The 13,997-nt window shown below is 74.0% G+C and carries 17 protein-coding genes; 9 read left to right on the plus strand and 8 right to left on the minus strand.

What is annotated here, in order from left to right; translation table 11 throughout:
- The first annotated feature begins 110 nt into the window (after positions 1-110).
- Entirely contained in the window at positions 111-965 is an 855-nt protein-coding gene (locus CLV63_RS07450; protein ID WP_106582180.1) for an NmrA family NAD(P)-binding protein, read from the plus strand.
- 80 nt (positions 966-1,045) lie between these two features.
- Here the strand turns inward: CLV63_RS07450 and CLV63_RS07455 are convergent, their stop codons facing one another.
- Positions 1,046-2,251 carry an erythromycin esterase family protein gene (locus CLV63_RS07455; protein ID WP_106582181.1) on the minus strand — a complete coding sequence of 402 codons (1,206 nt, stop codon included), beginning with the start codon at positions 2,249-2,251 and terminating at the stop codon, positions 1,046-1,048.
- A gap of 57 nt (positions 2,252-2,308) precedes the next feature.
- Here CLV63_RS07455 and CLV63_RS07460 point away from each other — a divergent pair, with 57 nt between their 5' ends.
- On the plus strand, positions 2,309-3,058 hold the full coding sequence (locus CLV63_RS07460; protein ID WP_106582182.1) for a TioE family transcriptional regulator: 750 nt from the start codon (positions 2,309-2,311) through the stop codon (positions 3,056-3,058).
- Positions 3,059-3,076: 18 nt separating this feature from the next.
- Here CLV63_RS07460 and CLV63_RS07465 read toward each other — a convergent pair whose 3' ends face one another.
- The gene (locus CLV63_RS07465; protein WP_106582183.1) at positions 3,077-3,571 is read right to left on the minus strand and encodes a MarR family winged helix-turn-helix transcriptional regulator; all 495 of its coding nucleotides are present in this window, start codon (positions 3,569-3,571) and stop codon (positions 3,077-3,079) included.
- A 167-nt stretch (positions 3,572-3,738) separates the two neighbouring features.
- On the opposite strand from CLV63_RS07465, the gene CLV63_RS07470 reads away from it, so the two are divergent.
- A complete protein-coding gene (locus tag CLV63_RS07470; protein WP_106582184.1) occupies positions 3,739-4,035 on the plus strand; it encodes a DUF1330 domain-containing protein in 297 nt (98 codons plus the stop codon).
- Between the two features lie 97 nt (positions 4,036-4,132).
- Here the strand turns inward: CLV63_RS07470 and CLV63_RS07475 are convergent, their stop codons facing one another.
- Positions 4,133-5,029 (minus strand): zinc-binding dehydrogenase, encoded by an 897-nt coding sequence (locus CLV63_RS07475; protein ID WP_106582185.1) that lies wholly within the window; start codon positions 5,027-5,029, stop codon positions 4,133-4,135.
- A gap of 101 nt (positions 5,030-5,130) precedes the next feature.
- Between CLV63_RS07475 and CLV63_RS07480 the strand changes: the two genes are divergently transcribed.
- Entirely contained in the window at positions 5,131-5,523 is a 393-nt protein-coding gene (locus tag CLV63_RS07480) for a winged helix-turn-helix transcriptional regulator (RefSeq protein WP_106582186.1), read from the plus strand.
- Between the two features lie 135 nt (positions 5,524-5,658).
- On the opposite strand, the gene CLV63_RS07485 is transcribed toward CLV63_RS07480, so the two are convergent.
- A complete protein-coding gene (locus tag CLV63_RS07485; protein WP_106582187.1) occupies positions 5,659-6,285 on the minus strand; it encodes a TetR/AcrR family transcriptional regulator in 627 nt (208 codons plus the stop codon).
- Positions 6,282-7,823 carry an FAD-dependent monooxygenase gene (locus CLV63_RS07490; RefSeq protein WP_106582188.1) on the minus strand — a complete coding sequence of 514 codons (1,542 nt, stop codon included), beginning with the start codon at positions 7,821-7,823 and terminating at the stop codon, positions 6,282-6,284. Before CLV63_RS07490 ends, CLV63_RS07485 begins: the two co-directional genes overlap by 4 nt.
- Before the next feature lie 434 nt (positions 7,824-8,257).
- On the opposite strand from CLV63_RS07490, the gene CLV63_RS07495 reads away from it, so the two are divergent.
- The 3 genes from CLV63_RS07495 (at position 8,258) to CLV63_RS07505 (ending at position 9,945) form a co-directional block, all read left to right on the plus strand.
- Entirely contained in the window at positions 8,258-8,797 is a 540-nt protein-coding gene (locus CLV63_RS07495; RefSeq protein WP_245928641.1) for a DUF1062 domain-containing protein, read from the plus strand.
- A gap of 170 nt (positions 8,798-8,967) precedes the next feature.
- The gene (locus tag CLV63_RS07500) at positions 8,968-9,507 is read left to right on the plus strand and encodes a putative immunity protein (protein ID WP_106582412.1); all 540 of its coding nucleotides are present in this window, start codon (positions 8,968-8,970) and stop codon (positions 9,505-9,507) included.
- Positions 9,508-9,570: 63 nt separating this feature from the next.
- Positions 9,571-9,945: a VOC family protein gene (locus tag CLV63_RS07505; RefSeq protein ID WP_106582190.1), complete on the plus strand. Its 375-nt coding sequence runs from the start codon at positions 9,571-9,573 to the stop codon at positions 9,943-9,945.
- A gap of 58 nt (positions 9,946-10,003) precedes the next feature.
- Here CLV63_RS07505 and CLV63_RS07510 read toward each other — a convergent pair whose 3' ends face one another.
- Complete coding sequence (locus CLV63_RS07510) at positions 10,004-10,504, minus strand: DinB family protein (RefSeq protein ID WP_106582191.1); 501 nt, start codon at positions 10,502-10,504, stop codon at positions 10,004-10,006.
- 146 nt (positions 10,505-10,650) lie between these two features.
- Between CLV63_RS07510 and CLV63_RS07515 the strand changes: the two genes are divergently transcribed.
- A complete protein-coding gene (locus CLV63_RS07515) occupies positions 10,651-11,241 on the plus strand; it encodes a helix-turn-helix domain-containing protein (protein WP_106582192.1) in 591 nt (196 codons plus the stop codon).
- A 63-nt stretch (positions 11,242-11,304) separates the two neighbouring features.
- Here CLV63_RS07515 and CLV63_RS07520 read toward each other — a convergent pair whose 3' ends face one another.
- Positions 11,305-11,955 carry a TIGR03086 family metal-binding protein gene (locus CLV63_RS07520; protein ID WP_106582193.1) on the minus strand — a complete coding sequence of 217 codons (651 nt, stop codon included), beginning with the start codon at positions 11,953-11,955 and terminating at the stop codon, positions 11,305-11,307.
- Positions 11,956-12,176: 221 nt separating this feature from the next.
- Here CLV63_RS07520 and CLV63_RS07525 point away from each other — a divergent pair, with 221 nt between their 5' ends.
- Positions 12,177-12,959: a DUF899 family protein gene (locus CLV63_RS07525; RefSeq protein WP_106582194.1), complete on the plus strand. Its 783-nt coding sequence runs from the start codon at positions 12,177-12,179 to the stop codon at positions 12,957-12,959.
- A gap of 45 nt (positions 12,960-13,004) precedes the next feature.
- On the opposite strand, the gene CLV63_RS07530 is transcribed toward CLV63_RS07525, so the two are convergent.
- Positions 13,005-13,808, minus strand: a complete 804-nt coding sequence (locus tag CLV63_RS07530; RefSeq protein ID WP_106582195.1) for a VOC family protein — start codon at positions 13,806-13,808, stop codon at positions 13,005-13,007.
- Between the last annotated feature and the right edge of the window lie 189 nt (positions 13,809-13,997).

Below are 13,997 nucleotides of genomic sequence, written 5' to 3' on the forward strand. Positions count from 1 at the left end.
CGCTTGGTCAGTTTACCTATGGTCGCAGACGGAAGCGAAACTGACCCGTGTAGTCAATTTATGGGTTCGCCCACCGCCACGCTCCGTGGGCACTCAGGAAGGTCACGAACATGATCGTTGTCACCGGCGCCACCGGCGGGCTGGGCGGCGCCACCGTCGAGCACCTCCTCAAGCGCCTACTCGCCGACCGGATCGGTGTCAGTGTCCGCGACACCGCCAAGGCCCGGCACTTCGCCGACCGCGGCGTGCGCGTGCGGCAGGGCTCCTACGAGGACCCGGCCGCACTGCGCGCCTCATTCGCCGGTGCCGAGCAGGTCCTGCTGGTGTCCGGCAACGACCCGGCCGCCGACATGGTCGGCCTGCACCGCAATGCCATCGACGCCGCGGTCGCGGCCGGCGCCCGGCGGATCCTCTACACGAGCCAGCAGGGCGCCGTCCCCGGCAACCCCTACCGGCCGTCGGACGTCCACATCGCCACCGAAGCGATCCTCGGCGGCTCCGGAGTCGCCTGGACCGCACTGCGCAACGCCGCCTACGGCCCGCTCGACCTGGTGCTCGGCCCGTGGCACCAGACCGGCGTCATAGCCCAGCCCGCAGACGGCCCCGTCCCGTACACCGACCGTGCCGACATCGCTGAGGCCACCGCGGCCCTCCTCGCCGGCGAGCGCTCCGTCGACGGCCCCGCCACCCTGGCCGCGCCGACCGCCGTCACCTTCGAGGATGTCGCCGGGATCGCCTCCGCCCTCACCGGTCGCACCATCAAGCGGGTCGTCCTGGACGACGACCAGTGGATCGCCGACCAGATCGCGATCGGTGTGCCGGAGCAGATGGCCCGATTCATGCTCACCTGGTACCAGGCCGCCCGCGCGGGCCACTTCGCCGAAACCGGCCCCCTACTGGCCGAACTCCTGGGCCGCGAGCCCCGCACCACCGCCGACCGGCTCGCAGCCCACGTCGCAGCCTGACGCCCGGCTGGACGCTCCTCGGTGGACTCCGCATCGTCGGCGTCTTCCGCTGGTCCGCCGGCTGATCCGAACGAAACCGCCTAGTCGTGCGGGACGTCCTTGACGAACAGCAGCGCGTCGATGCCGGGCAGGTGGGTCGGGTCGATTGGGGCGTAGCCGAACCAGGGGGACACGCGGGGCGCGGGCGGCGCGGCGCCGAGGGCGGCGGCCAGCCGCGCGGTGTCGATGACGCAGCGGTCCTCCGGGAGCGCGTACAGGAGCCCTTCGAGGGTGTCGGGCGGCGGCGTGTCCACCCCCTGGTGCCGGATCGTGCCGAGCGCCGTTGCCAGGAAGGCGTAGTCGGCGCCAAGGTGGGCGCTCACCAGGGCACCGGCGCTCCACCACTCCGGCCGCAGGTCGTCCGTCAGCCGCATGGAGCTCTTCGCCCGCTGGAGGTGGCCGTTGTGGGCGAAGACGAGTACCGGGCCCTGTTCGGCCAGGGCGAGGAGGTTGGCGGCCATCATCTGGTCCCGCACGCCGACCAGGCGGGTCATGCGGCCGGGTGAGGTGTCGGCCATCCAGTAGTGGTAGCGCAGCAGGCCGACGGCGGTTCGGCCGTACAGGCGCGCCCGCTGCCAGGCGTCCCGCGAGGTCGCGGCGATCAGGTGCGGCGTCTGCTCGTCGAGCAGCGCCACCAGGTCGTCGGCGAGCACCCGCAACTCCGCGGCAGCGGCCGACCGGCCCGCTGACCGGGCCGGGTCCATCATTGCGGCGGGTTCGGTCCAGGGGTCGTCGGCGCCGAGCAGGCGGGCGAGCGTCTCGGCGGTGCAGGGGAGCAGGTCCGCGTCCACCCGGGCCGCGAGGTAGGTGTGCAGTGCGGTGAGGGCCTGCCGGGGACTCGCGGCGCCGGTGATCTCCAACGGGCCGTCGAACCCGGCGAAGCGGACCCGTTCGGACGCCGGCCGGCCGTCGTTGTAGGCGCGCATCCAGCGCACGAGTTCGCGGTTGGCGGCCGATGCGCCGAACCCGTGGCTGAACCCGTGCTCCATGGCGTCGTCGAGGGTGCCGGTGCCCGAGGTGACGTAGTCGTTCACGGCCAGCCCCGCCATGCAGTCGCTCTCGATCGCGATCGACCGGTAGCCCTCCTGCTCGATGAGCTGCCGGAAGAGGTCGTTGCGCACGTCGAGGAGGATGTCCGCGCCGTGGGTGGGCTCGCCCAGGGCGAGCAGCCGCGGTCGGGACGGGAGCAGCCCCATGACGGCGGCGGCGTCGGCGGCAAGGGCGGTGTCTTCGATTCCATTGACCATGACTAAACGGTATCGTTGAACCCTCGGTTGAACCTTTCTCGCGATATCGGCAGGATAATGCGGCGGAACCCTCAAAACGGCGGCAACCTCAGGCCGATCGACCTGGCGCGCGGACACGGCCTGTCCACGCAGGCGGTCCGCAACTACGAGGAGGCCGGCATCCTGCCCGCCGCCGACCGCACCCCCCACGGGTACCGCACCTATACCCCGCTGCACGCTGCGGCGCTGGACGCGTTCCTCGCCCTGGTGCCCGGGCACGGCCACCCGACGGCGACGTCGATCATGCGGGCGGTGAACGAGGGCGCGACCGAGGAGGCGTTCCGCCTCATCGCCCAGAGCCACGCCCAACTCCTCGAGGACCGCAGGACCCTCCAGGCCGTGGAGTCCGCCCTCCGCGACCTGGCGCCCGCCGCGGCGTCCGAGCCCGATGCGCTGTCCGATGACCATGCCCCGGTATCCGGCCTCCGCGGCATGTTCATCGGGCCGTTGGCGGCCAAGCTCGGCCTCCGGCCCGCGACGCTGCGCAAATGGGAGCGCGCCGGGCTGGTGCGCCCGCGCCGCGACCCGTTGACCGGGTACCGCGTCTACGACGAGGACGACGTCCGGGACGTCCGGCTGGCCCACCAGCTCAGGCGGGGCGGCTACCTGCTGGAGCAGATCGCCCCGCTGATCGCCCAGGTCCGCACGGCCGGCGGGTTGGCGCCGCTGGAGTCCGCGCTCCACGACTGGCACACCCGGCTGTCCACGCGCGGCCGGGCGATGCTGGCCGGGGCCGCCGAACTGGACGCCTACCTCCGCGAGCGCTGATGGCGCCGACCCGGGGCGCTACCCGCCGTCCTCCAGGCTCGTGAGGAGCTTGCGCAGCAGCGCGGCGAGCGTGGCCTGCTCGTCCGGTGTGAGGCCGCCGATCAGGGCGAGTTCGTTGGCGATGTGCCCGTCGATGAGCCCGTCCGCCAGGCGGCGCCCCTCGTCGGTGAGGGACGTCCGCACCAGACGCCGGTTCTCGGGGTCGGTGGCCCGGGTGACCAGCCCCTTCGCGACCATGCGGTCGATGCGGTTGGTCAACGCGGCCGGGGAGATCATCGCGGCACCGGCGAGGTCGCTCATGCGCAGCGTGCTGCTGTCGCCCGCGCGCAGCAGGGTGGCGAGGATGTCGTACTCCCAGGCCTCCAGGCCGTGCGCCGCGAAGTAGTCCTTGAGGCCCTGGTCGAGCAGTCGGGACGTGCGGAAGATCCGCACCACCACGCCGATCGGCGCGGTGTCGAGGTCGGGCCGGACGGCTCCCCACCGCTCGATGATCCCGTCCACTGCGTCGGCCATGGCAGCAGCCTAGCGCTTCGACGTCGAAGCGTTTGACACCGGCACGACGCAGGCATACCTTTCGGTGCGATAGGAAATTACGATGTCGAATCATTAGCCATGGAAATATCAATGGCGGGTTCTCCCGGCTTCGTGACTTCGAGCGGATCGACGACTCAGGAGAGGTCATGCACTACATCGTCATCGTCCGGACCGACACCGTCCCGGACAGCGACCTTGGCCACTACCTCGCCAACGTCGGCGACACACTGGCCCGGCACAACGGGCGGCTCCTCGCGTTCGGCGCCCCCTCCCGGCTGGAGGGCGGCGTGGCCTACACGAAGACGGCCGTCATCGAGTTCGACTCCGAGGCGGCCGCCACCGGCTGGTACCACTCCGACGCCTACCAGGACCTGGCGTCTTGGCGTATCCAGACCCTCGGGCACGAGGTCGACATCAACCTGGTCCCCGGCCTGGGGCGCTGACCGCCGCCCGCCCGCGCGGCGGCGTGCGGGGCGGCCCCGGTGCCGCGGGGGCGGGGCGGCGCCGGGGCCGGGTTCGCGGGCTGTGCCGGGGCCGTGCTCAGGGCACCAGCAGCCACCGTCCCCGTTGTCCGCCGCCGGCGACCTTGTCGTAGGCCGTCGCGGCGTCCGCCAGCGGCACCCGGCCGGCGACTCGCACCTCCAGGACGCCGGAGGCGGCGAGGGCGAGCAGCTCGGCGAGCCGCGCGCCGTCGGGTTCGACGTTGACGATGCCGACGTCGATGCCCCGCTCGGACACCGCCGGGGACGCCGCGGTCACGCCGGCGAACGTCCCCCCGTCGCGGAGCGCGGGCAGGACCGCCGCGTGCAGGACGGCGCCGTCGACGACCGCGTCGAACGCCGGGCCCGGCAGCTCGGTGACGAGCGCACGGGCCCCGGCCCGCAGCACGAAGTCGCGGTCGGACGCACGCGCCAGACCGGTGACGGTCCAGCCGCTGTGGGCCGCCAGCGCGACGGCGTACCCGCCGACAGCACCGGCGGCGCCGGTGACCACCAGGGTCCGGCCGTCGGCGGGGCCGAGCCGGTCGACCAGCTGCGCCGCTGTCAAGGCGTTGACCGGGAGGGAGGCCGCGCCGACCGGATCGAGGCCGTCCGGCAGCGGTGCGGCGGCCGCCGCCGGAACAACGGTCTCCGCCGCGTGCGCGCGGACCGGGGCCGCGACGTCGCGGTGTACGGCGGCGACCGGGTCGCCGACCGAGAATCCGGTGACCGCCGCCCCGATCCCGGTGACGACGCCGGTGAGTGACCAGCCGAGCCCGACCGTGCCGGTGAGTCCGAAGACGGCACGGGCCGGTCCGCCGGCGAAGAGCGTGTCGACGGGGTCGACCGACGCGGCCGTGACACGGACCCGCAGGTCGCCGGGGCCCAGCGGGGGGAGCGCGACCTCTTCGAGGGTGATCGCCGGGGAGTCGGGCGCGGAGACGAGTGCGAGCGTCATGATGGTGCTCCTTCCGAGGCGTGGACTCCTCCACCATCGGTGCCCTACTCTCTTTTGGGAAGTAGGCACTTTAAAGTGGTGTAGGTACCCAGAGGTAAGCCATGGATGTGACCACCGCCGACGGCCCTGCGCCGCGGTTCAACGCGTTCGCCGCCTCCTGCCCCAGCCGGCGGCTGCTCGACACGATCGGCAACAAGTGGGCGAGCCTCGCGATCGTGGCGCTGGGTCTGAAGGGCCCGATGCGCTTCTCCGAGCTCGCCGCGCGCATCGAGGGGGTAAGCCAGAAGATGCTGACCCAGACCCTGCGGGGGCTGGAGCGCGACGGCCTGCTGACCCGCACGGTGACCCCGTCGGTGCCCGTGCGCGTCGACTACGAGCTCACGCCGCTGGGCCTGTCCCTGCTGGAGCCGATCCGCCACCTCAAGGAGTGGGCCGAGGCGCACATGGGCGAGGTCGACCGGGCGCGCGCGGAGTACGACGGGGCCGGCGCCTGACAGCGTGCCGCCGAGCGGCCCGTACCGCGGCGCACCGCCGGCCGCACACCGCCGTCCCGGCGGCGCGCACCGCCCGTCCACCGGCGCCCACTGGACCGGCCGCCGCGTGCGGCCGTGCCGCGGCGGGGGACGCCGCTACGGTGCCGGCCGCAGGACGAATCCGACCTGGACGAGCAGGGCGCGGAGGTAGCGGGTGGTCTCGGCGGGTCCGGGCGGTTCGGGGTTGAGGAGCAGCTGGTGGATGACCGCCCCTTCCATCATGTCGATGAGCAGGTCGACGTCTGCCGTCGGGTCGAGGTAGCCGTCGGCCTGCGCCCGGCGCATCGTCGCGCGTGCGCGCTCGCGGCGCGGCAGCACATGGTGCGTCCGGTAGGCGCGCAGCAGGGCCGGGTGGCTGGGCCCGGCGGCGAGCAGGTGGGCCGACAGCGCCCGGAACCGCCCGTTCGCCAGGATCTCGCCCCACCGGGGGAGCAGCAGTTCGATGGCGTCCGGCAGCGGGGTGTCGGGGCCGAGCTCGACAACCACGGCGGGCATCTCGTCGCGGACGGTCTCGATGGCCTGGGCGAGCAGCTCCTCCTTGGTGCGCCAGCGGCGGTAGACGGTCACCTTGGTCACCCCGGCGCGCTTGGCGATCCGCTCGATGCCGCACTGGTCGATGCCGCGCTCCATGAGGAGTTCGACGGCGGCGCGCAGGATGGCGGTGTCGGCCTCGGGGTCGCGCGGGCGGCCGGGCCCGCTGCGCCGCGCCTGCCCGGCCGTCATCGCACCACCGACCCGGTCTCCAACGCCGCGGCCAGCCAGCGCCGCAGGCCCTCCGCCGTCGACCCCCGCCACGCGAGATGGCCGTCGGGGCGGACGAGCAGGGCACCGCTCTCCGGGCACCCCGCACCGGGGTGCAGCACCGCGACCCCGGCCCCCAGCCGCTCGCGTGCCGCCGCCGCCAACTCCGGCACCGGCGCGGCGTCGGGCGCGAGCAGCACCCACCCGGCGCCGAGCGCCCGGGTGAGCCGCACGGGCGTGCCGTCGTCGCGGCGGCACTCGCGGTCGGGGATGCGGTCGCCCGGCCGCAGCCCGCCCTTCGCGGTGCGGCCGCCCAGCGGGCCCTTCCGGTAGGTCACCCAGAGCTGGGACGCTGCCGCGGTCGCCTTGCGCTGCATGGCCGGCATCCCGAGCAGGGGGATGAGCGCGTAGTCGCGCACCAGCCGCGTCACCGCGCCCTCGCCCACCAGCAGCCTGGTGTTGGTCGTGGTCGTGCTGAGGACCTCGGCCGCCAGGGGGCGCCGTTCGGCGGTGTAGGTGTCGAGCAGCGCGTCGCCGGCCCGCCCGTGTGAGACGAGCGCCAGCTTCCAGCCCAGGTTCTCGGCGTCGCCGATGCCGGTGTTCATGCCCTGCCCGCCGATGGGGCTGTGGATGTGGGCCGCGTCGCCCGCGAGGAGTACACGCCCGCAACGGTAGTCGGCGGCGAGGCGGCGGTGGACGCGGAAGACCGAGGTCCACACCGGGTCGGAGACCTTCGGCCCCGCCTCGCCCGAACGCACGGGGATCAGCTCGGCGAACCGGTCGAGGATCTGCTGCTCGCCGAGCCGCTCGCCGGTCTCGGACGGGGGGAGGTCCGCCATCAGCCGCCAGAGGTCGCCGGAGCCGTTCCGCTCCTCGTCCTTGGTGCGCATGGGCATCGCGAGCACGAGGCCGTCGCGGTGGAACCACCCGGACGACATCGAGCGGTCGCGGTCCCAGGTGGCGTGCACGTCGGCCAGCAGGAACCGCTCGACCACGGACACGCCGGGGAAGTCGATCCCCGCGGCCTGCCGGACGGCGCTGTGCGCGCCGTCGCAGCCGACCACCCGGTCGGCGCGCAGGGGCGGCCCTTCGGCGGTGTGCACGGTCACGCCGTCGGCGTCCTGCTCGACGCCGGTGATCCGGATGCCCCACTCGACCTCGGTGCCCAGCTCGGCGAGCCGGCGCCGTAGTTCGCCCTCCACCTGCGCCTGGGAGATGAACAGCGCCTGCGACGAGTCCTCGGCCATCGGCGCGAACCGCATCGTGGTGAGGCGGCGGCCCTGTGCGTGCATGGCTATGCCTTGCGGGGCGAGGGCCTGCTCGGGGAGGTCGCCCAAAGCGCCGAGCCGGTCGAGGACCTCCACCCCGCGCGCGTGCAGGATGTTCGCGCGCGAGGTGGCCGAGGGCCCGTCCGCGCGGTCCACCACTCGGACGGGGACGTGCTGTGCGGCGAGTGCGCAGGCCAGCGCGAGTCCCGTGGGACCGGCACCGACGACCAGGACGTTGTTCGGCTCTCTCATCGCTCCGCTAATTTTGGATACGTATACGTTTACGTATCCAAATTAGCACCGCCGCGCCGACCCCGCCAGGCGGGCCCATGCGGATGCGGCCGGGGCGGGACCGGCACGGCGCGCGGCGGTGCCTTCTACCGACGAGGTCCAGCCGCCCTGACCGCCGAGCGCGCGGGGCTCTCGCGTGTGCGGGGTGCGGCCGGGGCCGTCACCGGTTTCCCCGGGCCGCCGGGCGGCGGTGGGCAAGAAAATGGGGTGGACCCGGTGGCCGGTGGCCGCCTAGCTTGGGTGATTCCCTATGTGAGGACCTTGCGCGCATGACGCAGCCTGCTCTTTAGACCTGACTCTTCTGCACCGCATCGGTCGCCGACCACGCCGTTGGCTCTTTTCCCCATGCTCTTCGTCAGGTCTTCAGAGAGATCATGTCTGCACATCCTCATACCGTGCTGCCCTGGGCGGTGCGGCGCACCCGCCTGCCCCTGCTCGCCATCCGGTGCGCTGCGTGCCCGTCCGGCCGCGCCTCCACGGGCAAGGGCCGGTTCCGCGTCAACGCCAACGGCAAGCTCCTCGACGTCTGGCTCCTGGTCAACTGCGTCTCCTGTGACTGGACCGCCAAGCTCACCGTCCACGACCGCGTCCCGGTCCGCGCCCTGCCCGCCGACCTGCTGGCCGGGTACACGGCCAACGCGCCGTCCCTCGTCGCCGACACCGTGCTCGACCCGTTGATCGCCCGGCGCAACCGGTTCGCGCTCGATTGGGACGGGTGCTGGGAGCTCCACGCGCCTCCCGTTGCCGAGGATCCGTGGCCCGCCCACATCGCGGTCGCCTTCGACGATCCCGTGCCGATCCGCCCCGAACGGCTCATCGCCCGAGGGCTCGGCATCAGCCGCGCCGAGATCGCCCGCCGTGTCAAGATCGACATCCCACTGAACCGCAGGACGAAGCGGGACTTCTCCTTCGACCTGGTGTGGCCGGTTCACTGATCCGAGGCGCCGACGAGGCGCCGACCGCCGGGGCGGACCACGGCACGGCCGCGGTCCGCCCCGGTCACCGCCGGCCCCCGTTCCCGCCCCGCCCCCGCGCGTCCGCCGGTCGCGCGGGGGCGGGGCGGGCCCTGCCGATGGCGGTCCCCGGGGATGGCAGGATCGGGGCCATGACGGTGGTGTCGGGTGATTTCACGGTGACAATGGACGAGTTGCGCGCCGTCGCGCGCTTCGTGGCCGAGAGCGCCCAGGAGGACCTCCCCGTGTTCGAGGAGGCCGTTCCCGACGATCCCCGTCCACGCGCGGCCCTCGACGCCGCATGGCGGTTCGTCCACGGCGCGAACCGGACCCGGCTGCAACGCGTCACCTCACTCGACGCGCACCGGGCCGCCAAGGACGCGGGCACCGAAGCGGCGCGCCTCGCCGCTCGGTCCGCGGGCGACGCCGCATCGGCCGCCTACCTGCACCCGATATCGCGGGCCACCCAGGTCGGCCACATCCTGCGCGCCGCGGCGAGCGCCGCGCGCATCGCCGAGTTGAACGCCGACGGCGACCCCGCTGCCGCTGACCTGCTGCTCGAACGGGCCCGGCGGCGTGCCACGCCCACACTGGTCGCCGTCCTGTCCCGGTACCCGCCGGCGCCGACCGCCAAGAATCGCGTGGCGCACCTCATGAGCGCCTTGGACGCCTCCCTGCGCGCCGCGGACTGAAGAGGACCGATCGCACGAAAACGCCATGGCGGGGCCTACCGCGGCCTCACTACACTGCCGCGCATGGCATGCCGCATCAGTGAACTGGTCATCGAGGCCGCCGACCCGGAGCGGCTCGCCGACTTCTGGAGCCGGGTCCTCGGCTACGTCGAACTCGACCGGGAGGACGACGGCAGCATCGAGATCGGGCCGCCCGGCGGCGGCCCGCTGCCCACTCTCGTCCTCAGCCCCAACAGCACCCCGCGGACCGCGCAGCTGCGGCTGCACATCGACGTCAGCGCCACGGACCGCGACCAGGACGCCGAGCTGGAGCGGCTGCTCGCCCTCGGCGCCAGGCCCGCCGACGTCGGCCAGACCGGCGCCGAGAGCTGGCACGTCCTGGCCGACCCCGAAGGCAACGAGTTCTGCCTCCTGCGCACCCGGCTCCAGCCCGGCTGACCGCGTCCGCCCCGCAGACCCGAGGCCCGGGTGCGGCCGGGGGACCGCCCGGCGGCGGTCAGCGTCCGACCGCGCCGTCGATGAGTTCGCGGAGGATGTCGGCGTGGCCGGCGTGGCGGCCGGTCTCCTCGATCATGTGCGCGAGCGCCCAGCGGACGCTGGGAGCGGGGCGGCCCGGCCGCGGCCGGGGGACCGGCGCGCCGAGGTCGGCGCACCCGTCGAGGACGGTGTTCGCGCGCCCGACCGTCGCCCGGTAGCGGGCGACGACGTCGGCCGCGCTGTCCGCCGGGTCGGCCCGGAACGTGGCGGGCCAGTCGGTGACCGCCTCCCCGAGGAAGATCGCGCCCTCGACGCACGTCAGGTGGGTGAGCAGGCCGAGCAGGTTGGTGCCCGACGGCACCCCTGCCGTCCGGACCTGCGGTTCGGGAGCGTCCGCGACCTTCGCGGCGATGGAATCCCGGAGGTAGTCGAGGAAGCCGCGCAGGACCGCGGCCTCGCTGCTGCCGGTGCGGGGCGGCGGGGTGTCGCGGCGGCGGGTGCGGCGGGAGGCGGTGGGCATGGTGGTCTCCGTGGTTCGTCGGGCGGCGCGGCGGGAGGTGATCGGCGGCCCCGGTCGTGCGGGGCGCCGTCCCTTGTCACCAGCGCAGTCTCGCCGGAACCGGCACGATTTGGCACGAGTTCTTGCGGTTCTGGCAAGCTGGTCGGATGGACCGCGCAACGGAAGACGTACTCGACGTGGTGGGGCCGCGGCTGCGTGCGCTGCGCCGCGACCGCGGCATCACCCTCGCCGACCTCGCGGCGACCACCGGGGTGTCGGAGAGCACCCTGTCGCGGCTGGAGAGCGGCCAGCGCCGGGCGACCCTGGAGCTGCTGCTGCCGCTGTCCCGCACCTACGGCGTCCCGCTGGACGACCTCGTCGGCGCCCCGAGCACCGGCGACCCCCGGATCCACCTGAAGCCCATCCAGCGGCACGGGATGGTCTTCGTTCCGCTGTCGCGGCGGCCGGGCGGCACGCACGCGTTCAAGATGATGATCCCCGCTCGGCCGCAACCGCTCGAACCGACCCCGCAGACCCACGAAGGCTGTGAATGGCTGTACGTGCTCAACGGGCGCCTGCGGCTGGTGGTCGGCGAGCGCGACCTGATCCTGCCGCCCGGCGAGGCGGCCGAGTTCGACACCTCCGTGCCGCACTGGCTGGGCAGCGCCGACGGCGGCGCGGTCGAGCTGCTCATCCTGTTCGGCGTGCACGGGATGCGCGCCCACGTGCGCACCGGCCCCGCCTCCGAGCCCCGTTGACCGCTCCCGACCCGCCCGCGGCCGCCCCTCTCCCCGCAGCGGCACACCGGCCGGGGGCGGTGGTCAGCGCCGGGTCCCGTCCGCCCGGTCCGCGGCGGGCGGGGCACCGGCGTCCGTCCGGCCCATCCGGTGCAGCAGCCGGGCCTGCCGCGAAGCCCCGTCGGGGGGCGTTCCATCGGGGGCGCCGAAGAACCGGTGCGTCGTATCGGCACTGGTGGGGGACTCCCGGAGGGTGGCGTAGATGCGGGCGAGATGCGCGTCGATCCACGCGACGAGGTCGGTGTCGAGGAGGTCGTCCGCTCCGATCGCCCGCGCCAGGTCCCATGTGTGGACGGCGGCGTCGGTGATGCGGACGGCGAACGCCTGCCGCGCGCCGATCGCGCCCAGCGGGTAGTCGACCTCGCGGTCCATCGCGCCGGGTGCGGCGAACGCCGCCGCACATGTCCGCGCCGAGCGCGCGAAGGCGCCGAGCGGGTCGTCCCCGAGGGCGTCGGCGTCGCGGAGCCGCAGGAACTCCCCTGCGCTGCCGCCTTGCACCAGGCGCGCGTAGTCGAGGTTCCCGCGGGCCATGTGGTTGACCAGCCGGCGCACGTCCCAGTCGGGACAGGGCGTCGGCCAGGCCCACTGCTCGGTCCGGACCAGGCGCAACCGTCGCTCGAACCCCGCGTTGGCACGGTCGAAGCGGTCGAACAGCCCGTCGAATACATCGGTCATGGGCCCGACCCTGCCGCAACGCGGAGCTCGGCGCTGGCGGGTATCCGACACCGCGTGCTCTCCGCCTCGGCCGCGGAGCTGTCGGCCCGCAGTGGTCGGTGCCGACCCGGCCGGGAACGCCCCGTGGCGCGATGAGTTCCGGCCGGTCCGCGGGTCTGTTCCGGTGACCGTCGCGGGGACGTCCCGCGGCGCCCCGGAACGCGACACAACGGAGGATTTCCATGACGACCGCGCCCAAGGACCCCGCCGCCGCGCCGCCCGGCCGCCCGCCGGTCGTCGACATGGCCACCTGGCAGGCCGCCCGCGACGAACTCCTGGTCCGCGAGAAGGCCCACACCCGCGCGGGCGACGCCATCGCCGCGGCCCGCCGCCGCCTGCCGATGGTGGAGTTCGACGGGACGGTCGAGGTCGTCGGGCCCGACGGCCCGGTCCCGTTCCTCGACCTGTTCCAGGGCCGCGGCGAACTCCTCGTCTACAAGCACATGTGGTACGACGGCGCGCCGCACCAGGGGCAGTGCGAGGGCTGCACCGACGCGGTCTGGCACCTGCGCGACGCCGTCTACCTCAACGCCCGCGGCGCGTCGTTCGCCGTCCTCACCACGGGCCGGTGGGACGAGGTGGCCTCCTTTGTCGGGTTCATGGGCTACACCCAGCCCTGGTACTCGGTGCGCGACGTCGCCGCGCCGGTCGGCGAGAACATGGGCGACCTCGCCTGCTTCCTGCGCGACGGCGACCGCGTGTTCCTCACCTACACCACCACGGGCCGCGGCATCGAGGCGCTCAACGGGTCCTTCGGCCTGCTCGACATGACCCCGTACGGCCGCGGCGAGGCGTGGGAGGACAACCCCGAGGGCTGGCCCGAGGGGCGCCACGCGTGCTGGTACTGGCGCACGGCCGCCGACGGCACCGCCGCCTGGGGCCCGACCAGCCGCCCCGTGCCGCAGTGGACCCGCCCCGGCGCGGACCCCGTGGAGACCCTCGGCAGGCAGGGCGACCGGCACTGACACCGCTGCGCCGGCCCCCGCGGGCCGCCCGCGGGCCGGCGGCCGTCATGCCCCCGGGGTGCCGATCCGCCAGTGGTAGCCGTCGGGGTCGGTGAGGTGGCCGGCGTAGTCGCCCCGGTCGGTCCGGGCCGCTGCGGCGGCGACCCGGCCGCCGGCGGAGTCCGCGGCGGCGAGGAGGCCGTCGACGTCCGCGCGGGACGCGGCGGTGTGCGTCAGGACCAGCGCGGAGAAGCCGTCGCCGCGCTCGTCCACACCGGTGTCCTTGGCGAGGGCCTTGCGCGTCAGCAGGCCCAGGCGGCACGCGCCGTCGGCGACGGCGAAGTCGATGAACTTGTCGCCGTAGTCGTGCCGGACCTTCATGCCCAGCGCCTCGTAGAACGCCTTGGACGCGTTCGGGTCGGCGACGCCGAGGTAGGCGGCGGTCTCGGTGGGCTTCGGGGGGACGGGGGCGGGGCCCGCGTCCTTCTTCTCGGCGGCGGCCAGCTTCCAGACGGCCCCGTCCGGCGCCCGGTAGACGGCGGCGAACTCGCCGAAGAACTCCTTCTTCGCCGGTTTGACGACGGTCGCACCGTTGGCGGTCGCGGCGTCGAGGAGGGCCCTGACCTCGGCCGGTCGGGCGACGATGGCGGACAGGACGTAACCGCGGAATCCCGAGGCCGCCGGGTCCGCGCCGGTCTCGGCCGCGAGCGCGTCGAGCGCGTGGAGGTCGAGCCGTCCTTTGCCGTGCAGGTCCAGGTCGGCGGTGTGGTCGTGGTCGGTGGCCGCGGCGGAGAACGCCGACGAGTAGAAGGCGCCCGCGGCCTCCACGTGCGGCACACCGAGAGTGATGGTGTCGAGCGAGAGCGGCATGGCGTGGTTCCTTTGTGTGGTCAGAGGGCGAAGAGTCGTGCTGCCGGCGCCTTCGGGTGCGCGGTGCGGCACCGGTGGGCGCGCCGGAGGCGCGGTGGCCGGTGCCGTGCATGGGCACAACGCTACGCAGCGCCACCAGGCGCGTGCTTCTCGATTCCTGACCGGTCCGGCCGGAGGGGACGGCTCGCA

It is taken from the genome of Murinocardiopsis flavida, from assembly GCF_003014485.1.
GTDB lineage: Bacteria > Actinomycetota > Actinomycetes > Streptosporangiales > Streptosporangiaceae > Murinocardiopsis > Murinocardiopsis flavida.